This is a genomic window from Agromyces badenianii (assembly GCF_003070885.1).
Taxonomy (GTDB): domain Bacteria; phylum Actinomycetota; class Actinomycetes; order Actinomycetales; family Microbacteriaceae; genus Agromyces; species Agromyces badenianii.
Window position 1 is genome coordinate 2,229,037 of sequence record NZ_CP028913.1, and the last position, 19,620, is coordinate 2,248,656.

The 19,620-nt window shown below is 71.1% G+C and carries 16 protein-coding genes, 1 tRNA gene, 1 other RNA gene and 1 pseudogene; 4 read left to right on the forward strand and 15 right to left on the reverse strand.

The genetic code is table 11. The features are described from left to right. Positions 1–27 precede the first annotated feature (27 nt). The 4 genes from DCE93_RS10550 to ffs all read right to left on the reverse strand — a co-directional run bounded on the left by DCE93_RS10550 (position 28) and on the right by ffs (position 5,017). Entirely contained in the window at positions 28–1,113 is a 1,086-nt protein-coding gene (locus DCE93_RS10550; protein WP_108595849.1) for a fatty acid desaturase family protein, read from the reverse strand. A 325-nt stretch (positions 1,114–1,438) separates the two neighbouring features. After that, a complete protein-coding gene (locus DCE93_RS10555) occupies positions 1,439–2,650 on the reverse strand; it encodes an acetate/propionate family kinase (RefSeq protein WP_108595850.1) in 1,212 nt (403 codons plus the stop codon). Continuing rightward, the gene (gene pta / locus DCE93_RS10560; RefSeq protein WP_108595851.1) at positions 2,647–4,815 is read right to left on the reverse strand and encodes a phosphate acetyltransferase; all 2,169 of its coding nucleotides are present in this window, start codon (positions 4,813–4,815) and stop codon (positions 2,647–2,649) included. Before pta ends, DCE93_RS10555 begins: the two co-directional genes overlap by 4 nt. 105 nt (positions 4,816–4,920) lie before the next feature. Further along, positions 4,921–5,017: signal recognition particle sRNA small type (gene ffs, locus DCE93_RS10565), an RNA gene on the reverse strand. 145 nt (positions 5,018–5,162) lie between these two features. Between ffs and DCE93_RS10570 the strand changes: the two genes are divergently transcribed. After that, positions 5,163–5,250 (forward strand) — tRNA-Ser (locus DCE93_RS10570). 254 nt (positions 5,251–5,504) lie between these two features. Continuing rightward, positions 5,505–6,089: a hypothetical protein gene (locus DCE93_RS14595; RefSeq protein WP_168186205.1), complete on the forward strand. Its 585-nt coding sequence runs from the start codon at positions 5,505–5,507 to the stop codon at positions 6,087–6,089. Here the strand turns inward: DCE93_RS14595 and DCE93_RS10580 are convergent. Both DCE93_RS10580 and DCE93_RS10585 read right to left on the reverse strand, forming a co-directional pair. After that, positions 6,079–6,711 carry a GNAT family N-acetyltransferase gene (locus tag DCE93_RS10580; protein WP_244284150.1) on the reverse strand — a complete coding sequence of 211 codons (633 nt, stop codon included), beginning with the start codon at positions 6,709–6,711 and terminating at the stop codon, positions 6,079–6,081. The two genes, DCE93_RS14595 and DCE93_RS10580, sit on opposite strands and share 11 nt — an antisense overlap. A gap of 29 nt (positions 6,712–6,740) precedes the next feature. Further along, entirely contained in the window at positions 6,741–8,630 is a 1,890-nt protein-coding gene (locus DCE93_RS10585) for a helicase HerA-like domain-containing protein (protein ID WP_108595853.1), read from the reverse strand. A gap of 106 nt (positions 8,631–8,736) precedes the next feature. Here DCE93_RS10585 and ligD point away from each other — a divergent pair, with 106 nt between their 5' ends. Then, positions 8,737–9,972, forward strand: coding sequence for a non-homologous end-joining DNA ligase (gene ligD / locus DCE93_RS10590; RefSeq protein ID WP_205647421.1), 1,236 nt, complete (start codon positions 8,737–8,739; stop codon positions 9,970–9,972). Further along, on the forward strand, positions 9,969–10,823 hold the full coding sequence (locus tag DCE93_RS10595) for an aminoglycoside phosphotransferase family protein (protein WP_244284151.1): 855 nt from the start codon (positions 9,969–9,971) through the stop codon (positions 10,821–10,823). The genes ligD and DCE93_RS10595 overlap by 4 nt, the downstream gene beginning before the upstream one ends. Positions 10,824–10,953: 130 nt before the next feature. Here the strand turns inward: DCE93_RS10595 and menC are convergent, their stop codons facing one another. The 9 genes and pseudogenes from menC to DCE93_RS10635 form a co-directional block, all read right to left on the reverse strand. After that, positions 10,954–12,138 carry an o-succinylbenzoate synthase gene (gene menC, locus DCE93_RS10600; RefSeq protein ID WP_108595855.1) on the reverse strand — a complete coding sequence of 395 codons (1,185 nt, stop codon included), beginning with the start codon at positions 12,136–12,138 and terminating at the stop codon, positions 10,954–10,956. Continuing rightward, positions 12,135–12,980: a hypothetical protein gene (locus tag DCE93_RS14600; protein WP_165906002.1), complete on the reverse strand. Its 846-nt coding sequence runs from the start codon at positions 12,978–12,980 to the stop codon at positions 12,135–12,137. Before DCE93_RS14600 ends, menC begins: the two co-directional genes overlap by 4 nt. Continuing rightward, positions 12,977–14,251 (reverse strand): saccharopine dehydrogenase family protein, encoded by a 1,275-nt coding sequence (locus tag DCE93_RS10610; protein WP_108595856.1) that lies wholly within the window; start codon positions 14,249–14,251, stop codon positions 12,977–12,979. The genes DCE93_RS14600 and DCE93_RS10610 overlap by 4 nt, the downstream gene beginning before the upstream one ends. Before the next feature lie 65 nt (positions 14,252–14,316). Beyond that, complete coding sequence (pucL, locus tag DCE93_RS10615) at positions 14,317–15,282, reverse strand: factor-independent urate hydroxylase (protein WP_108595857.1); 966 nt, start codon at positions 15,280–15,282, stop codon at positions 14,317–14,319. A gap of 3 nt (positions 15,283–15,285) precedes the next feature. Further along, on the reverse strand, positions 15,286–15,642 hold the full coding sequence (uraH, locus tag DCE93_RS10620) for a hydroxyisourate hydrolase (protein ID WP_108595858.1): 357 nt from the start codon (positions 15,640–15,642) through the stop codon (positions 15,286–15,288). Beyond that, entirely contained in the window at positions 15,639–16,136 is a 498-nt protein-coding gene (gene uraD, locus DCE93_RS14605) for a 2-oxo-4-hydroxy-4-carboxy-5-ureidoimidazoline decarboxylase (protein WP_165906071.1), read from the reverse strand. Before uraD ends, uraH begins: the two co-directional genes overlap by 4 nt. Positions 16,137–16,181: 45 nt before the next feature. Then, a pseudogene (gene allB / locus DCE93_RS10625) lies at positions 16,182–17,519 on the reverse strand (allantoinase AllB); the annotation flags it as partial. After that, entirely contained in the window at positions 17,516–18,352 is an 837-nt protein-coding gene (locus tag DCE93_RS10630) for a bifunctional allantoicase/(S)-ureidoglycine aminohydrolase (RefSeq protein ID WP_108595860.1), read from the reverse strand. The pseudogene allB and the gene DCE93_RS10630, both read right to left, overlap by 4 nt. Beyond that, positions 18,349–19,620 (reverse strand): DUF6986 family protein, encoded by a 1,272-nt coding sequence (locus tag DCE93_RS10635; RefSeq protein WP_108596721.1) that lies wholly within the window; start codon positions 19,618–19,620, stop codon positions 18,349–18,351. Before DCE93_RS10635 ends, DCE93_RS10630 begins: the two co-directional genes overlap by 4 nt.

A 19,620-nucleotide genomic window follows, 5' to 3' on the forward strand; every position in this document is an offset into this window, starting at 1 on the left:
GGCGATCGCCCGCGCTCTCGCCGAACCTCAGTCGCGGCGGCGGTATTCGGAGATCATCGGGCAGTCGAAGGGGTCGCGCGCGGCGAGTCCGACGCGGTTCAGGTACGCGATGACGATCGCGTACGACTCGACGAGACCGGTCTCGGTGTAGCGCACGTCGTTCTCACGGCAGTACTCGCGCACGATCTGCTGCGTGCGCGCGAGCGCGGGCCGCGCCATGCTCGGGAACAGGTGGTGCTCGATCTGGTAGTTCAGGCCGCCCATGAACGAGTCCATGAACCTGCCGCCGCGGATGTTGCGGCTCGTGAGCACCTGGCGCTCGAGGAAGTCGACGCGCACGCCCCGCGGAATGAGGGGCATGCCCTTGTGGTTGGGGGCGAACGAGGCCCCCATGTACACCCCGAACACCCCGAGCTGCACGAGCAGGAACACGGTTGCGAGCAGCGGCGGGAAGGCCCAGAACACGAGTGCCACGACGCCGACCAGGCGAACTGCGATGAGCGTGATCTCGAGCCGGCGACGCTTCACTGCGCCCTTGCCGAGCACGTGGCGGATGCCGTGCACGTGCAGGTTGATGCCCTCGAGCAGCAGCAGCGGGAAGAAGAGGTAGCCCTGCTTGCGCGTGATCAACCGCACGAGCCCACGGCTCGCCGCGGCATCCTCTTCGAGGAAGGAGATCGTGTCCTTCGCGATGTCGGGGTCTCTGCCGATGACGTTGGGGTTGCCGTGATGGCGGGTGTGCTTGTTCATCCACCAGCTGTAGCTGATGCCGACCACGAGGTTCGCGAGGATCAGTCCGGCCCAGTCGTTGGCCGGCCCCGAACGGAACACCTGCCGATGCGAGGCCTCGTGCGCCATGAAGGCGAACTGCGTGAAGACGACACCGAGCGCGCCGGCGACGGCGAGCTGCCACCACGAATCGCCGATGGCGACGGATGCCGCGACGGCCGCGCCGAGCACGAGCGCCCAGAACACGGCCTTTCGCACGTAGAAGCCCACGAACCGGTCGAGCAGCCCCTCGGCCTTGATCTGGCGCGAGAGCCGGGCGAATCCGCTCTGCGCCGGATCGACGTCGTCCCTGCGGCGGCCGGCCGTGCGGATGACGGGCGACATGGTGCCCTGTGCACCGTCAGGGCGTTCTACGATCTGCAGGCTCACGTGCGCTCATCTCCTCGGCCGAATGCACGAATGAGACTCAGACGAACGCTTCGGGTGCGTGGACTACCACGGTCGGTTCGACCGTCAGGCGAGCGTAGGAAGCTCCCGGTGCCCGTCGCATCACACGGGTGAGCCATTTCACCCCCGTACCCCGGTAGGGGTGCGTACTAGTGCGAGCCCGGCGAACGGGCGCAGGACCACGAACGCGCCCGCCCCGATGGCGCGGGGATCCGACCGAATGCGCCCGCGCCGTGCGCCGGCGAGGCTGAAGCGACGCGGATCAGGCGGCGACGAGCTCGAGCGTCTGGCGGGCGATCTCGAGCTCTTCATTCGTCGGCACGACGAGCACGGCGGTCTTCGAGGCGTCGGTCGAGATGCGGCGGGCGTCGTCACCCCGTGCGTGATTGCGCTCGGCGTCGAGCTCGACCCCGAACGCCTCGAGCCCGGCGAGCGAGAGCTCGCGCACGAGGGGCGCATTCTCGCCGACACCCGCGGTGAAGACGATCGCGTCGACCCGGCCGAGCTGCGCCGCGTACGCGCCCACGTAGCCGCGGACGCGGTGCGCGTACACGTCGAGCGCGAGGGTCGCCGCCTCGTCGCCCGCATCACGTGCGGCCACGAGATCGCGCATGTCGGCGTGCCCGCCGAGACCGAGGATGCCGCTCTGCGAGTTCAGCAGGCGATCGACGCCATCGGCGTCGAGGCCGGCCCGGCGCTCGAGGTGCAGCAGCACCGCGGGATCGATGTCGCCGGAGCGGGTGCCCATGACGAGCCCCTCGAGCGGAGTCATGCCCATGCTCGTCTCGACCGAACGACCTTCGGCGACCGCGCACGCGGATGCCCCGTTGCCGAGGTGCAGCACGATCATGCGCAACTCTTCGACGGGACGCCCGAGGAAGGCGGCCGCAGCCCGCGAGACTAAGCGGTGCGAGGTGCCGTGGAAGCCGTAGCGGCGGATGCGGTGCTTCGCCGCGAGCTCGCGGTCGATCGCGTAGGTGTAGGCGGCCGGCGGCATCGTCTGGTGGAACGCGGTGTCGAAGACGGCGACGTGCGGCACGTCGGGAAACGCGCGCTGCGCCGCCTCGATGCCCTCGAGGTTCGCGGGGTTGTGGAGCGGCGCGAGCGCCGCGAGCTCGTCGATGTTGATCTTCACGAGCGGCGTGATGACGGTCGGCTCGAAGAAGCGTGCACCGCCCTGCACGACCCGGTGGCCGACCGCGATCGGCGGGTGCGCCTCGAGCGACGGGCCGTGGGCGGCGAAGGCCTCGAGCATCACCGCGAAGGCGGCCTCGTGGTCGGGCACCTCGACGGCCGCGTCCCACGTCGAGCCTGCGGCATCGTCGCCCGAACCGTCACGGTGATGACGGGCGTGGCCGACGCCGCGGCCGATGCGCTCGACGAGCCCGCTCGCGAGCGTCTGCGACGCCTCGACGTCGATGAGCTGGTACTTCAGTGACGAGGAACCCGAGTTCACGACGAGCACGATGCTCACGAGGCATCCGCCGCCTGGATCGCCGTGATCGCCACGGTGTTGACGATGTCTTGCACGAGCGCGCCGCGGGAGAGGTCGTTGATCGGCTTGCGCAGGCCCTGCAGCACCGGCCCGATCGCCACGGCCCCCGAGGAGCGCTGCACCGCCTTGTAGGTGTTGTTGCCCGTGTTGAGGTCGGGGAAGATGAACACCGTCGCCCGCCCGGCGACCTCCGACTCCGGCAGCTTCGTGCGCGCCACTGCGGCATCGGCGGCCGCGTCGTATTGGATCGGCCCCTCGACGGCGAGGTGCGGGGCGCGCTCACGCACGAGCTCGGTGGCCCGTCGCACTTTGTCGACATCGGCCCCCGAACCTGATTCACCGGTCGAGTACGAGAGCATCGCGACGCGCGGCGCGATTCCGAACTGGGTCGCCGTCTCGGCCGAGGAGATCGCGATGTCGGCGAGCTGCTCGGCCGTCGGGTCGGGCACGATCGCGCAGTCGCCGTAGACGAGCACCCGGTCGGCGAGGGCCATCAGGAAGACGCTCGAGACCACGTCGACGCCGGGCTTCGTCTTGATCACCTCGAACGACGGCCGGATCGTGTGCGCGGTCGTGTGCGCGGCGCCCGAGACCATGCCGTCGGCGAGGCCGAGCTCGACCATCATGGTGCCGAAGTACGACACGTCTTGCACGGTCTCTCGGGCCTGCTCGAGGGTCACTCCCTTGTGCGCACGACGACGCTGGTACTCCTCGGCGAAGCGGGTCACGTGCACGAAATCGTGGTTCGAGAGCACCTCGGCATTCGAGATGTCGAGGCCGAGTCCGATCGCCCGCGAGCGCACCTCGATCTCTTCGCCGAGGATCGTGAGGTCGGCGACGTCGCGGGCGAGCAGCGTCGCCGCCGCGCGCAGCACCCGGTCGTCGTAGCCCTCGGGCAGCACGATGCGCTTGCGCGCGTGTCGTGCGCGCTCGAGCAGGTCGTACTCGAACATGAGCGGCGTCACGACCTCGGGCCGGGCCACGTCGAGCAGGTCGAGCAGCGCCTGCCCGTCGATGTGCTTCTCGAAGAGGGCGAGCGCCGTGTCGCGCTTGCGCTGCGACTCGGCCGCGAGTCGCCCTCTCGTGTGGGTGATCGCGAGCGCCGTGTCGTAGCTCGAGAGCTCGGTGCGGATGATCGGCAGTCCGGCCTTCAGGCCGTCGACGAGTCGGTCGACCTGCTCGGCCATCGGGAACCCGCCGTTCAGCACGATGCCCGACAGCGACGGGAACGTCGCGCTCGAGTGCGCCGTGAGCACGCCGAGCAGCACCTCGCTGCGATCGCCCGGCACGACCACCACCGCGCCCTCGGTGAGGCGGGTGAGCACGTTCTCCATCGACATCGCGGCGATGACGACACCGAGCGCCTCGCGGTTCAGCAACTCGGGGTCGCCGGCGTGCAGGGCGCCGTCGACGGCGACCATGATCGCCTGCATCGACGGAGCGACGAGGTATGGGTCTTCGGGGATCGCCCAGGTGGCGACGGATGCCTCGGCGGCCGACCCGAAGCCGGTGGCGCGCACGCCGTTCTGCCCGGCGGCGACGGCGACGACCTCGACGATCTCCTGCAGCCGCTCGGGGTCGGCCCGGTTGGTCACGATGCCGAGCAGCGTCGCGTGCTCGCGCTCGAGCTCTTCGACGGCGAGTTCGGTGAGCTGGGCGAGATCTTCGGGGCTTCGGGCATCGGAGTACCCGAGTCGCTCCGAGGTGCTTCGACCCTGGCCCTGCCCGACCCGGCCCCCGAGCACGAGCAGCACGGGAGCGCCGAGGTTCGCGGCGATGCGCGCGTTGTAGGCGAGTTCGGTGGGGCTGCCGACATCCGTGAAGTCCGACCCGATGATGACGACCGCGTCGCAGCGGTCTTCGACCGCCTTGAAGCGGCTCACGATCGTCGCGAGCGCCCCCTCGGGGTCTGCGTGCACGTCGTCGTAGCGCACGCCCACCGCGTCGTCGTAGGGAATCGGCACCACGCCCTCGTGGGCGAGGAGCAACTCGAGCACGTAGTCGCGTTCGGCCGTCGAGCGTGCGATCGGCCGGAACACCCCGACCCGCGTCGCCCGGCGGGTCAGCGTGTCGAGTGCGCCGAGCGCCACGGTGGACTTGCCGGTGTTGCCTTCAGCCGAGCAGATGTAGATGCGGTGCGCCACCCGTCCACCCTATTGTGCGGGTCCGACCGGCGGTCTGGGAATCCACCCACCGTGATGGCGGCACCCGCCTCGGGGCCTGCCCGCGGGAACGCCTGCGGCAAGAACGGAAAAGACCCCCCGCGCACCCGCCAGAGCCCGGTTACCCTTGCTGCGTTTCCGCCCTGGGGGAGTTGGCCTGGATGGCGCCACGCGGGGAGCCGTCTTCCATTCTACCCCGTTCGCTGCGAGTCGTTCACCCCGCGGCTTCCGCTCACCGGAGGCATCCCATCGCCCGTGAACGGGAGGACCGCGGAAGTCGGGTACGATTTCATGTGGCCGTGCGCGTTCTCGAACGCCCGTGCCGTCCTGGAGGATTCGCCTAGTGGCCTATGGCGCACGCTTGGAAAGCGTGTTGGGTGCAAGCCCTCGGGGGTTCGAATCCCCCATCCTCCGCCAAGCAAGACCCCAGCGCCCCGGCGCGCGCAGCATCGGTCGGGCGATCGAATCCCCCATCCTCCGCCAAGGAAGACCCCAGCGCCCCGGCGCGCGGGTGCGCAAATCCCGGCGCGCGCAGCATCGGTCGGGGTTCGAATCGGCCCGGAATCGCGGGCCGTTTCGTGTTTCGCGGCGCTTGTCCTCATTAATGCGGATAGCGTTTCCGGGCGTCGCCCACCAATATTGCAGAGATGTCAGCGGCGGCGATGGAAAACATGACTGGGGATGCAGGGGTCTCCTCCATCGATCCGGTGGCAGTAGGGGGCGAGGGCCTCGGGGTGCAGACCCTGAGGCCGCGCCGCACGCTGGGCTGGAGCATCGGCATGACCATCGCGGCGCTCGCGCTGCCGCTGCTGGCCGCCGAACTCTGGCTGATGAACACGCGCGAATCCTGGCCGGTCATCGCGGCGACGGCGTCGGTCGGGGTGGTGCTGATCCTCGTCGCGTGGTTCGGCTATCGACGCACCCGCGCATCGATCAGCAAGTACGGCATCGTCGAACACGGATTCTTCGGCGGGGTCTCGACGGTCGCCGCACGGGACGTCGCCGGGGTGCTGCGCGTGCAGCTCTACCGGGCGAACAGCCTCGACACGACGCAGGAGCTCTTCGTTGTCGAACGCACCGGGCGCGGTGCCTTCCGCATGCGAGGCCGATTCTGGGATGAGCCCACGATGGATCGGGTCGCCGATGTGCTCGGCGTCGAGGAGACCGTCGGATCCGAACCGATGACGCTCGCCGAGCTGCGCGAAGCCAATCCGCGCCTTCTCTACTGGTTCGAGCGGCGCTCGCTCACCCGCTGAGTGCGGTGTCGCCGGTGGCGATGCCGAGGAGCGGTGATCGCGGCCGGCTCGAGGGCAGCTCGTGAAAGCCGAGCCGGTCGTAGAAGACTCTCGCTCCGGCGTTCGAGGCGTCGATGCCGAGGTGCACCGCGGGCACGCCGCGTGCGGCGAGCGCGGCGCGCATGGTGCCGATGAGGCGACGGCCGAAGCCTTGGCCCTGCAGTTCGGGCAGCAGGTCGATGTGCAGGTGCGCCGGATACTCGGCCAGTTCGTCGATGAGCATGCGCTCGGGCGAGGTGCCGGCCTCGACGAGACGGGCCTCGGTGAATCTCGGCTCGTGTCCGGTCGGTGCGCCGGGCGACGGATGCCTCGCTGCGAAGCCCGGCGACCATTCGCGCTTCCACCACTCGACGAATGCCGCGGTGTCGGCCACGCCGATCACGTAGCCGAGCACCCGATCGCCCTCGGCCACGACGAAGGCGAGCTCGGGCGCGTACTCGACGTACGGCAGCGCGAACACCTCGGGCATCAGCGAGTCGTCGGAGTAGACCCCTGACGCATCGCCCCCGGCGGCCGCGGTGAGCAGGCAGATGTGCGCGAGCTGGTCGCGGTCGGCGGCGCGGTACTGGCGGATCTCTGGCACCCGACCATCCTCCCGCACGACGGCCGCCCTCAGCGGCGCTTGGCCATGCCGAAGATGCCGGTGATGACGCTCGTCAGCACATTCTGCGTGGCCTTCGAGCCGAGCACCTGCTCGAGCGCGGACTTCTCCTTCGACCGCGACGACCGTGACGATCGCGACCGCGATGATCCCGAGGTCTGCTTCATGAGCCGGTCGTACTCGGCCTGCGCCTTCTTGTCGGCCTTCGCGGCATCCGCGGCGATCTTCGCCTGCATCTTCGCGTACTCCGCGTCGGCCTTCGACTTCGCCGCGGCGGCCTCTTCGGCATCGACCCTCGCCGCGGCGTCCGCGAGCTTCTTCGTCAGGATCTCGTGCGCCGACTCCCGGTCGATGCCGGTGCCGTACTTCGCGAGCAGCGGTGACGCGGCGACGGCGGCGTCGATCGAGGCATCCGTCGACGGCGACATGGAGGCCTGCGGAGCGCGGAGCCGTGTCCAGGCGACCGGGCTGGGAGCGCCCTTCTCGTTCATCACGGTGACGATCGCCTCGCCCGTGCCGAGCATGGTGAGGGTCTCCTCGAGGTCGTAGCCCGACTTCGGGTACGTCGAGACGGTCGCGCGCAGCGCCTTCGCATCGTCGGGGGTGAACGCGCGCAACTGGTGCTGCACGCGCGAGCCGAGCTGGGCGAGCACGTCGGCGGGCACGTCTTTCGGGGTCTGCGTCACGAAGAAAACGCCGACGCCCTTCGAGCGGATGAGGCGCACGGTCTGCGTGATCTGGGCGAGGAAGTCCCTCGACGCGTCCGTGAAGAGCAGGTGCGCCTCGTCGAAGAAGAACACGAGCTTGGGCTGGTCGAGGTCGCCGACCTCCGGCAGGTCGGTGAAGAGGTCGGCGAGCAGCCACATGAGGAAGGTCGAGTAGAGCGCCGGCTTGTCGGCGACGCCCGGCACCTCGAGCAGGCTGATGACCCCGCGACCGTCGGATGCCACGCGCAGGAACTCGGCCGTGTCGATCTCGGGTTCGCCGAAGAAGACGTCGGCGCCCTGATCGGCGAAGGTGATGAGTTCGCGCAGGATCACCCCGACGGTGGCCTTCGACAGCCCGCCGAGGCCCTCGAGTTCGGGCTTGCCCTCATCGCTGACGAGGTAGGCGAGCACGGCCCGCAGGTCTTCGAGGTCGAGCAGGGCGAGGTTGTTCGTGTTCGCGTAGTGGAAGACGAGACCGAGGCTCGACTCCTGCGTCTCGTTGAGGCCGAGCGCCTTCGAGAGCAGCAGCGGCCCGAATCCCGAGATCGTCGCCCTGATCGGCACGCCCCGGCCGACGCCGCCGAGGGAGTAGAACTCGGTCGGGAAACTCGCAGGCGTCCAGTCTTGACCGATGCCCGCCGTGCGCTCGAGCAGCTTCTCGTTGCCCTCCCCCGGCGTCGCGACGCCCGAGAGGTCGCCCTTGATGTCGGCGGCGAACACGGCGACGCCGTTGGCCGAGAGCCGCTCGGCGAGCAGCTGCAGCGTGCGGGTCTTGCCGGTGCCGGTCGCCCCGGCGACGAGTCCGTGCCGGTTCGTCATCGCGAGCGGAATGCGGATCGGCACCTCCGGCAGCGCCTCGCCGTTGACGAGGGCGCCCATCTCGAGCGCGGCGCCCTCGAAGGCGTAGCCGGCGCGGATCGCGTCGATGCGGCTCTGGTCGAGTGGGCCGGCGGATGCGGCGGGGCCTGGTGCCGACGGCGCCGCGGGCTGCTCGGGCCCGGCCGCGGCATCCGTCGTCGCCGCCCTGGCTGCGGCCGCAGCATCCGTCGCCGCCGCCTCGGCAGCCGCTTGCGCGAGCGCCGCGGCCTCCTCGGCCTTCTTGATGGCCTCGGCCGCCTGCGCCTGCAGGGCCTTCGCCGCCTCGGCCGCAGCAGCGGCCGCCTCCTGAGCTTGCTTCACCGCGTCATCGGCCATGGGGCGATCCTATCGACGGCGCAGGCGAACGACCCGGGCGAAATGATGCGGCACCCCCGAGGCGGGGGCCTCCCATTCCGCGATGCGCAGACCTAGGGTGGAGAACGTGAGCCCCAAGGCGTCGACGGCCGAGGTGCTGCTGATCGGCGATCGAGAGGTGCGCATCAGCAGCCCAGACAAGGTCGTGTTCCCAGAGCCCGGCCTGACGAAGCTCGACGTCGTGACCTACTACCTCGCGGTCGCCGACGGGGCCCTGCGCGGCGCCGGCGGGCGCCCGATGGTGCTCAAGCGCTTCGTGAAGGGCATCGACCAGGAGGCGTTCTTCCAGAAGCGCGCTCCCGAGAATCGGCCCGAGTGGATCGAGACGGCGACGCTGCACTACGCCTCGGGCAATTCGGCCGACGAGGTCGTGGTCCGCGATCCGGCCGCGCTCGCATGGGTCGTGAACCTCGGATGCCTCGACCTGAACCCGCACCCCGTTCGGGCCGAAGACCTCGACCACCCCGACGAGCTGCGGGTCGACCTCGACCCGATGCCGGGCGTGGACTGGAGCCAGATCGTCGACGTGGCCATGGTCGCGCGTGAGGTGCTCGCCGATCACGGGCTCGTCGGCTGGCCGAAGACCTCGGGCTCGCGCGGCATGCACATCTGCGTGCGCATCGAGCCGCGCTGGAACTTCCGCGACGTGCGCCTCGCCGCCGAGACCCTCGCCCGCGAGGTCGAGAACCGCGCCCCCGGGCTCGCCACCGCGCGGTGGTGGAAGGAGGAGCGCGGCGAGAGCGTCTTCGTCGACTTCAACCAGAACGCGAAGGATCGCACCGTGGCATCCGCGTACTCGATCCGGCCGCTGCCCGACGCGCGGGTGTCGACGCCGCTCGACTGGAACGAGGTGCGGGGCAGCCATCCCGAGCATTTCACGGTCGCGACGGTGCTCGAGCGGTTCGCCGAGCGCGGCGACCCGGCCGCCGGCATCGACGAGACCGCCGGCGGGCTCGACGCGCTGCTCGAGCTCGCCGAGCGGCTCGGCCCGGCCGAGAAGCCGCCGAAATCCTCCGACGGCTCCGGTCGGCGCACGTCGACGATGCCGCTGATCGAGATCGCACGGGCGAACACGAAGGCCGAGGCGCTCGAGGGGCTCGAACGGTGGAAAGCGCGGCATCCCGATGTCGTCGCCCTGCTCCACCCCGCCGACACCCTCGTCGACGGCATGCGCGGCAGTTCCTCGCTCTGGTACCGCATCCGGGTGAACCTGCAGCACGTGCCCGAGGCACGGCGACCCGAGCAGGAGCCGCTCGAGGTCGACTACGACCCGTGGGCGGGCAAGGAGTGGGCGCGGCCGTGAGCGACCTCGGCCCGGTGGACCCGGGACACGCCGGCGAGCTCGCCTGGTTGCGGCGGTGGCGGCTGCGCCCCGTCGGCGACGCGGTCACGACGGCGTCGAGCACGCTCATCCCGGTGCAGACGATGAGCGGCGAGCCGGCCATGCTGAAACTCGCGCACGCCCCCGAGGAGGTACGCGGAGCCGACCTCCTCGTCGCCCTCGACGGACACGGCGCGGCGCGAGTGCTCGAGCGGAGCGGCGCCGCGATCCTGCTCGAACGCGCGACCGGCGCCCGTGACCTCGTGCGCATGGTGGCTGACGGCCGCGACGACGACGCCACTCGCACGATCTGCGCGGCGGCGGGCCGAATCCACGTCGCGCCGGGCGCAGTGCTCGAGCGGGAGGATCCGCCCGAGCTCATCGACCTGCCGACGTGGTTCCGCGAGCTCTTCGCCAACGCCGACCGGATCGGAGCGCTGCACCGCCGCGGAGCCGACCTCGCCGAACAGCTCCTCGACGACCCGCGGGAACCCGTCGTGCTGCACGGCGACCTCCACCACGGCAACGTGCTCGACTTCGGCGAGCGCGGCTGGCTCGCGATCGATCCGAAGGGGCTCACGGGCGAGGCCGCCTTCGACTACTGCAATGTGCTCTGCAATCCGTCGCACGAGCGGGCGCTGCGCCCGGGCCGGCTCGAACGCCAGTTCGGCGTGGTCGTCGATGCGACCGGCGTCGAACGGGCACGGCTCGCCCGATGGCTCGTCGCGTGGTGCGCCCTGTCGTCGACCTGGTTCGCGATCGACGACGACCCCGGGCACGCCGAGTCGGCCGCGGAGATCGGCGAGCGTGCGCTCACGCTCCTCGACGAGTGAGTCGGTCCCGCCAGCGTCGCGTCGCGTCGGAGTGAGGTTCTCGTGTCGGAGGACGCGGAGGGGGTGACTCCGACGCGAGAACCTCCCTCCGACGAGCGCTGGCCGCGCGGCCGCGCGGTGGCGCAGCGCGTCAGCGCGCGAGGATGATCGGCGCCGCGCTCGCCCACTCGCGCAGGAGTTCCTCGCGCACGGTGACGCCGGTGCCCGGGGCATCCGGAACCTGCAGCTGCCCGCGGTGCTCGCCCTCGCCGAGTTCGAACGGCTCGGTGAGGTCTTCAGCGTAGTACCGCGACGACGCCGAGGTGTCGCCGGGCAGCACGAAGCCGGGCAGCGCGGCGAGCGCGACGTTCGCGGCGCGGCCGATGCCGGTCTCGAGCATGCCGCCGCACCACACGGGCACGTCGAGCGCGCGGCACACGTCGTGCACCCGCAACGCCTCGAGGTAGCCGCCCATGCGACCGGGCTTGATGTTCACGACCGAGGTCGCGCCGCGCTCGATCGCATCCACCGCGGTCGTGACGTCGAGGATCGACTCGTCGAGGCAGACGGGCGTCTCGCAGGCGCTCGCGAGCCGGGCGTGCGCGGCGAGGTCCTCCTCGGCGAACGGCTGCTCGATGAGGAGCAGCCCGAACGCGTCGAGGCTCGCGAGCAGCGGGATGTCGTCGGCGGTGTACGCCGTGTTCGCGTCCACCTGAAGCAGCGCATCGGGTCCGATGAGCTCGCGCACCGCGCCGACCGGCACGAGGTCCCACCCGGGCTTGATCTTCAGCTTGATGCGCCGGTAGCCGGCCTCGGCGTAGCCCGCGACCTCGTCGAGCAGTTCCTCGATCGTCGAGGCGATGCCGACCGAGACTCCGCAGTCGACCCAGCCGCGCACCGCACCGAACGCCTCGCCCATCGGCCGCCCCTGTGCCCGCAGCTCGGCGTCGAGCACGGCCGCCTCGATGGCGCCCTTCGCCATGCGATGGCCGGCGACGACGGCGAGCGCCGGCGCCACGGATGCCGCGAGCGGCACTCCGACCGAACGGGGGTCGTCGCCCGCGACCGCCCGGATCTCGCGGGCGTCGAGCAGGGCCGGTGCGAGGTACCGCTCGATGACGGATGCCGCGCCGCCGACGTATTCGGCGGAGTAGAAGGGGTCGCGGCCAGCCACGCATTCGCCCCAGCCGTCACCCGTGTCGGTGCGAACCCGCACGAGCAGCGCTTCGCGCACGGTCTCGCGCCCGAAGCTCGTCTCGAAGGGACGCACGAGCGGCACCTCGACGCGGTGCAGCTCGATCGCCTCGATGCGCGGCGTGCGTGTGGTCGTGGTCATTCGGGCTCCCGATCGGGGTCGTCGGTGGTGAAGACGTAATCGCCGGCGGTGTCGAGCTCGGGGCGCACCGACGGGTCGGCGAGAGCGGCGAAGGCCTCGCGCGAACGCTCGCGCAGGCGAGCGGCGGCGGCCGGGTCATCCGCTCGCAGCGCCTCGAAGTCGTGCACGAGGGCGAATCGGCCGCGCGACGACCAGACGGGCTGCCGAAGCCGGGCGAGCGCGCGGGCGGTGCGGGCCGACTCGAGGCGCCAGCGCACCTCGAAGCGGTCGCTCCGGTCGGCACCCGTGATGCGGTCGTCCATCCGCCCGTAGAAGTCGGGGTGGAAGGCGATGACCTCGGTGCCGAGACGCACAAGGTTCATTCGGGCGTTGCGGCGGATGAGCGGGTCGAAGGTCCAGCGCATCTCGGTGATGCCGTGCTCGAGGCAGAGGGCGCGCTGGCGCAGCTTCAGGGCGAGTCCGACACCGCGTCCGCGGGCGGCCCGGTCGACGGCGTTCATGTGCGAGTGCAGGTGGATGCCGCCCTGCCAGCCGAGGAAGCCGAGGGTCGCCCCGAGCACATCGTTCCCCGGGTGGTCGCGCCGGTTCGGCTCCCCCGCCGCCGATGGCTGCACGGGCACCGCCACCAGCACGGTGTTGCCCGCGTGCGCGAGCGCCTGCAGCATCGAGCGGTCGGGACCTCGACCCGCGCCCCACGTCGATTCGAACCTGGCGAGCACGCCGTCGAGCTCTGCGGTGGTCGCCTGCCGCGTCTCGACACCCGCACGCGCGTCGGCGGCGTCGGCGAGCTCGACGGCCGCGGGCCATCCGGCGACGACCGGTGCACGGGTCGTGGCGGTCACCCCAGCCGGTCCTCGATGCCCCAGGCCTGGCCGTACCCGCCCTCGGCGACCGGCCTCGCCATGAGTTCGAGGAACGGCGCCGCGTCGAACGCCTCGGGGCCGAGCACACCGCGCCCCTGCCACACCTCGGTCGCGAGCAGTTCGAGGGCGATGACCGGGTTCAGCGCGGTCTGCCAGACCACGCACTGGCTCTCGTACTCGCGCATCGTCCACTCGTTGTCGCTCACGTGGAAGAGGTACACCTCCCGCGGCTCGCCGTCGACGCCGGTGCCGGTGACCCAGAGCCCGGCGCACGTCTTGCCGGTCATGCGCGGGCCGATCGTCGCGGGATCGGGCAACGAAGCGGCGACGACGTCGCGCGGCGCGACATGCGCCGGGCCGGTCTCGCTCCGCACCGTGACCGGGCTCGTCGAGTCGAGGCCCAGCAGGTGCAGCACCTGCAGCACGTTGATGAACTCCGCGCCGAGCCCGTACTTGAAGGTGACGCGCTTCGCATCGACCCAGCGGGGCATGAGGAGCACCTCCTCGTGCTCGACGTTGACGCACTCGACCGGACCGATGCCCTCTGGGAAGACGAAGGTCTCGGGCTCCGAGAACGGCGCAGTCGTGAACCAGCCCGCGTCCTTCTCCCAGACGACGGGCGGATTCAGGCACTCCTCGATCGTCGTCCAGATCGAGAAGCTCGGGGCGAAGATCTCGTTGCCCTCCTCGTCGGTGACGACGAGGTTCGCGCCGTCGCGCACGCCGAGCTCGTCGATCTCGCTGAAGAGATGATCGGCGGCATAGCGGGCGAACACGTCGGAGAGGCCGGGCTCGACGCCCATGCCGACGAGCGCGAGCCTGCCCGCGGCATCCCAGTCGCCCGCTTGCGCGAACTGGTCGTCGCCGAGCTTCACCCCCGTGAGCGAGTGCGGCTCGCTCGGATGCGGCTCCGACAGGCTCATCGCCATGTCGAGGTAGTCGGCGCCCGCGGCGAGCGCACCGGCGAAGATCGACGGCACGAACTTCGGCTCCACGGCGTTCATGACGTGGGTCGCGTCGAACTCGAGTGCGACCGCCGTGACGACGTAGGGGTCGCTCGCGTCGATCTGCGTCGTGTCGAATCGGCTCGCGACCTCGTCGCCGTGCTTCGCCCGAATCCACGCGAGCGTGCGCTCGGCACGCGCCTCGTCGTAGTCGGCGATCACGAGCAGCTCGAAGAAATCACGGCGAGCGGCGATCTTGGCGATGGCGTCTCCGACGCCCCCGGCGCCGATGAGGAGGATGCGCATGCCTCGACGCTAGCGCGCATGGCCCGGCAGCGGGAGTCCCTGAGCACTGCCGCCGTCGACCGCGCTCAGCAGAATCCTGCGATGCCCTCCCAGGCCGCGGCCGGACTCACGACACCCTCCCGCGTGACGGCAGCCTCGATGAGCCCGTACGGACGATCGGCGGCGTAGAACACCTCGTTGGGGTTGTCGAGTCCGAACGGGGTGAGGTCGACGACGAAGTGGTGCTTGTTCGGCATCGAGAAGCGGATCTCGGCGATCTCGGGGCATTCCTCGAGCACCCGCGAACCCATCTCGAACAGCGTCGCCTGGAGGGCCGGCGAGTGCCGTTGCGCGAAGGCCTCGAGCAGGAGGGCGCGCACCCGCTCGTAGCTCGCGTCGTAGTCGGGCCCGCCGTCGCCGTCGCCCTCGCCCTCGCCCTCGCCCTCGCCCTCGCCCTCGCCCTCGCCCTCGCCCTCGCGGCGAGCATAGAGCCACCTCGCCGCGACATCCGTGGCGAGGACGCGGTCGCTCGTCTCAGCGAGCGTCGTGTATTGATCCCGAGGGAACCCCTCGAACCCCGACTCCGTCGTCTTCAGCACGGTCAAGCCCTTCAGTCCGCCGATCACGTGGCGCGCGGCGCCGTCGGCGACGACGACGGCGGTGCGCGTCTCGCGCCCCGACCGCACGAAGGAGTGGTCGTGCGCCGCGCCCTGCACCTCGATGCGATCCCAGGCGAAGCTCTCGGCCTCCCAGCGGCCGCCGCTCACCCAGTCGAACTCGCTCGTGAAATGCTCGGCGAGCCGCAGCAGGAACGCCTCCGGTGACCCGATGCCCCCGCGCGCGAATGCGAAGACGGTGTTCTTCTGGGTGTCGGTCGCGATCACGTGCGAGTTGTCGCCCGCGAGGTGGGCCCGATCGAAGTCGCCGCGCAGCTGCGAGGTGACGTTGAGATCCTCGATCTCGTGCCGGGCCGTTTCGCGCGTGACCTTGACGACGCGCACTTCGGCCTTGCCGTACTGGTTCGGCCCGAGCACGATGGCGGGTTCGGTCATGGTTCAGCTCCCTCGATAGCTCGAATAGGCGAACGGGCCGAGCAGCAGGGGCACGTGGCAGTGCCGCCCGTCGTCGGCGAGCGCGAAGGTCAGCAGCACCTCGGGGAAAAAGGCGTCGAGGTCGCGTGCGGCGAAGTAGGCGCGGGTGTCGAAGCGCAGCCGGTACTCCCCCGGCGCGATGGTCTCGGCGCCGAGCTGCATGATGCGCCCGTCGGCATCGGTGACGGATGTCGCGACGGAACGCCAGTCGGCGCCATCACGCACGAACAGCTCGACCGCGATGCCCTCGGCCGGCAGGCCCGTGCTCGTGTCGAGCACGTGAGTGGTGATGCGGGAGGCGGTGGCGCGGGAGGCGGTCATGCGGCGAAACGTCCCTTCAGTCTCAGCGCGGCGATCTCGCGCAGTTGCCCGGCGACGACGAGGTCCTCCTCGTCGGCCGTGTGCCCGAGGCGCTCGGTGAGCGCCCCGAGGATCTCTTCCGACGACCGGCCGGCGGCACGGATCAGGAAGACACGGCCGAACCGGCGCTCGTAGGCGAAGTTGCCTTCGGCGAGGGCGGCGGCGATCGCGGCATCCCCCGCATCGACGCCCGCCTGCTCGCTCCGCGAGAGGGCGGCCTCTGCACCGACGCCCGCTGCATGTTCGCCGATGCGGGGATGGCGGGCCATCGCGGCATCCACCTCTTCGGCCGTGAACGGCGACGCGGCGGTGCCGGCCGCGGTCACGAGCTCCTCGACCGAGCCGTAGGGGCGGCCGTCGACGAGTTCCTCGCACCAGCGGGTGATGTCGAGACACGGCCGGATCCACGCGATCGCCGCGTCGCGATCGGCGGCGTCGAACTCCGCGAGCCGCATGACGCGGCCCGGTTCCGACGTGACGCGGCCCGGTTCCGACGTGTCGCGGCGCAGCAGCCGCCCGCGCGGGTTCTCGCGCTCGATCGGCGCCCCCGCGAGGAGCACGGCGCGCACCACCCCGAAGAGCTCGCGGCCGTCGTAGGGCGTCATCGGATGGCGGTGCTCGAGCAGCGCCGCATCGACGACGCAGCTCGCGTCGGGAGCGACAACGACGAGATCGGCGGCGGCGCCCTCGACGATGCCGCCCTTCGCCGCGAGGCCGACTCGTCGGGCCGGCGCCGTCGACATCCACTCCACGACGCGTGCGAGCGGGATGCCGCGGCGGCGAGCCTCCGTCCAGACGAGGGGCAGCCCGAGCTGCAGCGACGCGATGCCGCCCCACGCCTCGGCGAAGTCACCGCCGCCCGCGCGTTTCAGCTCGGGCGGCGCCGGCGAGTGGTCTGAGACGATGAAGTCGATGACGCCGTCGACGAGCCCCTGCCAGAGCGCGTCCCGGTTGACGCCCTCGCGAATGGGCGGACAGCACTTGAACTCGGTGGCGCCGGCGGGCACCTCGTCGGCCGCGAGCACGAGGTAGTGCGGGCACGTCTCGACGGTGAGCCGCACGCCGCGATGCTTCGCCGTCGCGATCTGATCGAGGGCGTCGGCCGAGCTCAGGTGCAGGATGTGCGCCCGGACGCCGGTGCGTGCGGCCCGTTCGATCACGGCGCCGATCGCGGCGCCCTCGGCCTCCCGCGGGCGCGAGGCCAGGAAGTCGGCGTAGGCGGTGCTGTGCGCGTGCGGCGCAGCTTCGAGGAGCGCCGCGTCCTCGGCGTGCACGATGACGAGCGAGTCGGATTCCGCGGCGAGAACCGACATCGCCGCCTCCATCTCGTCGGCGGAGACGGGTGGGAACTCGTCGACACCGGAGTGCGCGAGGAAGCACTTGAACCCGAACACGCCGGCGGCCACGAGCGGCTCGAGTTCGGCCCGGTTGCCGGGCACGATGCCGCCCCAGAACCCCACGTCGACGAAGGCCTGCCCCGCTGCGGCCTGCCGCTTGAGCTCCAGCGCCGCGACGTTCGTCGTCGGCGGAATGCTGTTGAGCGGCATGTCGACGATCGTCGTGACGCCGCCGGCCGCGGCGGCACGGGTCGCCGAGGCGAAGCCCTCCCACTCGGTGCGGCCGGGCTCGTTCACATGCACGTGGGTGTCGACGAGTCCGGGGATCAGCACCTCGTCGTCGGCGAGGTCGATGCGGCGCTCGCCGACGAGCCCCGCCCCGAGCGGCGCGATGCGCGCGATGACCCCTCCCCGCACGCCGAGTTCGGCCGGCGCGAACCCGCCCGCCACGAGCACCTCGGCGCCCGTGACGACGAGGTCGAAGCCCGAGGCATCCGTCATCTGGGGCCGTTCGCGGCCGGCCCGGTGAGCCGCACCTGCCGGTTGACGTCTTTGTAGAGCAGGTAGCGGAACGGCCCCGGGCCGCCCGCGTAGCAGGCCTGCGGGCAGAAGGCGCGCAGCCACATGAAGTCGCCGGCCTCGACCTCGACCCAGTCGTCGTTCAGCCGGTAGACGCCCTTGCCCTCGAGCACGTAGAGCCCGTGCTCCATGACGTGCGTCTCGGCGAAGGGGATCGAGGCTCCGGGCTTGAAGGTCACGATGTTCACGTGCATGTCGTGTGCGAGGTCGTCGGGGTCGACGAACCGGGTCGTCGCCCACGCGCCATCCGTGCCGGGCATCTCCTGCGGCGCGACCGAGGCGTCGCTCGTCACGAACGAGTGGGGCGCGGCGATGCCGTCGACGGGTTCGTAGGCCTTGCGGATCCAGTGGAAGCATGCGGGCGCCTCGCCCTCGTTCGCGACCGCCCAGCTCGCACCCGCGGCGAGGTAGGCGTATCCGCCCGGCGCGAGCCCGTGCCGCTGCCCGTCGAGCGTGAGCGCGAGTTCGCCGCTCGTGACGAACACGACGCCCTCGACGCCCGGCTCCTGCTCGGGGCGCTCGGCGCCGCCGCCCGGCCCGATCTCGACGATGAGCTGCGCGAAGGTCGTCGCGAAGCCCGCGATCGGCCGCGCGAGGATCCACGAGCGGGTCCTCGTGAAACCGGGGAGCCTGCTCGTGACGATGTCGCGCAGCACGCCCCTCGGAATCACGGTGTACGCCGTCGTCACGATGGCGCGGTCGGTGAGCAGCTCGGTCTGGGCGGGCAGGCCGCCCGTCGGGGTGAAGTAGCTCATCCGGCCTCCTGAGGTCGTCTGGGGTGCGTGAGCGCGAGGAGCGCCGCGTCGTCGATGCCGAGGTCGGCCGCGAGCTCGGCGGGCGAGATCGCACCGCACCGCACTCCCCGCAGCACGAAGCCGGCGAGGGCGCGCACGGTGGCGGGCTCGTCGAGCACGTCTCGCTCCTCGCCGGCGGTCTGGTCGAGACGGTGGCGAAGTCGAGCGGATGCCTCGGAGTACCCTGCGCGGTAGTACGCGTACGTCGCGAGGAACCGGGTCGGCAGCTGGTGCGGATGCAGGTCCCAGCCCTGCGGGAAGCCGCGCTCGAGGGAACGCCGCACGAGCCGCGCGTGCAAGCGCCACGCCGCCTCGGCGTGCTCGCCGACGGGCAGCACGTTCGTCGACCCGTCGGAGAGTCGGATGCCCGTGCCCGCCACCGCGAGCTGCATGACCTGTTTGGCGAAGTCGGCGGCCGGATGCTCCATCGACTGCTCTCGCGCCGAGATGCCGAGCGCGGCGCTGTAGTCGTAGGTGCCGAAGTGCAGCCCGCTGATCCTGCCGCGCAGCGCGCTGGCGAGCTGTGCGACGGGCGAGGTGCCGTCGGCGCCGAGCACGAGCTGCGGGGTCTCGACCTGCACCTCGAACCGAAGCCGCCCGTCGGGCAGGCCGTGCACGCGTTCGAGGGCGGCCGCGACCTCGGCCATCGCCTCGGCCTGCGCCACCGTCGACACCTTCGGCAGGGTGAGCGCCAGGCCGTCGGGAAGGCCGCTCTGCTCGATGAGCGTCGTGATGAAGAGATCGAGCGTGCGGATGCCGCGGGCTCGCGTCGGCGCCTCGAAGCTCTTGAAGCGGATGCCGATGAACGGCGGGGTGAACCCGGCACCGCCGGCGGCCACGACCCGTTTGGCGGCGCGCACGGCGTCCGCGTCCTCGACGTCGTCTCCGCGGTCGCCGTAGCCGTCCTCGAAGTCGATCCGGAGGTCTTCGATCGGCTCGCGTTCGAGCTTCTCGAGGACGCGGGGCGCGATCTCGGCCGCGAGCGCCGCGTCGATCCCCACCGTGACGGCGAGCGCAGCGAGACCTCCGGCACCATCGGCGGCGGCGAGCGCCGCCCTCGCCCACTCGACCGACAGCTCCGGCATGAACCGGTCGGCGGGCACGTAGACCGTGTGCACGGGCTGACGCGAGCCGTCGTCACCCGGATACCCGGTGGCGAGGAGTTCATCGCTCGCAGCGAGCCGCGCGTCGATCGCGGTGAGGTCGCTCCGAGCGAGTGCGGTGCGCAT

Coding starts and splice junctions, on each gene's coding strand:
- DCE93_RS10550 (WP_108595849.1), bottom strand. CDS start 1,113: ATGTCGCCCGTCATCCGCACGGCCGGCCGCCGCAGGGACGACGTCGAT.
- DCE93_RS14595 (WP_168186205.1), top strand. CDS start 5,505: ATGACTGGGGATGCAGGGGTCTCCTCCATCGATCCGGTGGCAGTAGGG.
- DCE93_RS10585 (WP_108595853.1), bottom strand. CDS start 8,630: ATGGCCGATGACGCGGTGAAGCAAGCTCAGGAGGCGGCCGCTGCTGCG.
- menC (WP_108595855.1), bottom strand. CDS start 12,138: ATGACCACGACCACACGCACGCCGCGCATCGAGGCGATCGAGCTGCAC.
- DCE93_RS10610 (WP_108595856.1), bottom strand. CDS start 14,251: ATGCGCATCCTCCTCATCGGCGCCGGGGGCGTCGGAGACGCCATCGCC.
- pucL (WP_108595857.1), bottom strand. CDS start 15,282: ATGACCGAACCCGCCATCGTGCTCGGGCCGAACCAGTACGGCAAGGCC.
- uraH (WP_108595858.1), bottom strand. CDS start 15,642: ATGACCGCCTCCCGCGCCACCGCCTCCCGCATCACCACTCACGTGCTC.
- uraD (WP_165906071.1), bottom strand. CDS start 16,136: ATGCGGCTCGCGGAGTTCGACGCCGCCGATCGCGACGCGGCGATCGCG.
- DCE93_RS10630 (WP_108595860.1), bottom strand. CDS start 18,352: ATGAGCTACTTCACCCCGACGGGCGGCCTGCCCGCCCAGACCGAGCTG.
- DCE93_RS10635 (WP_108596721.1), bottom strand. CDS start 19,620: ATGCGCACCGCACTCGCTCGGAGCGACCTCACCGCGATCGACGCGCGG.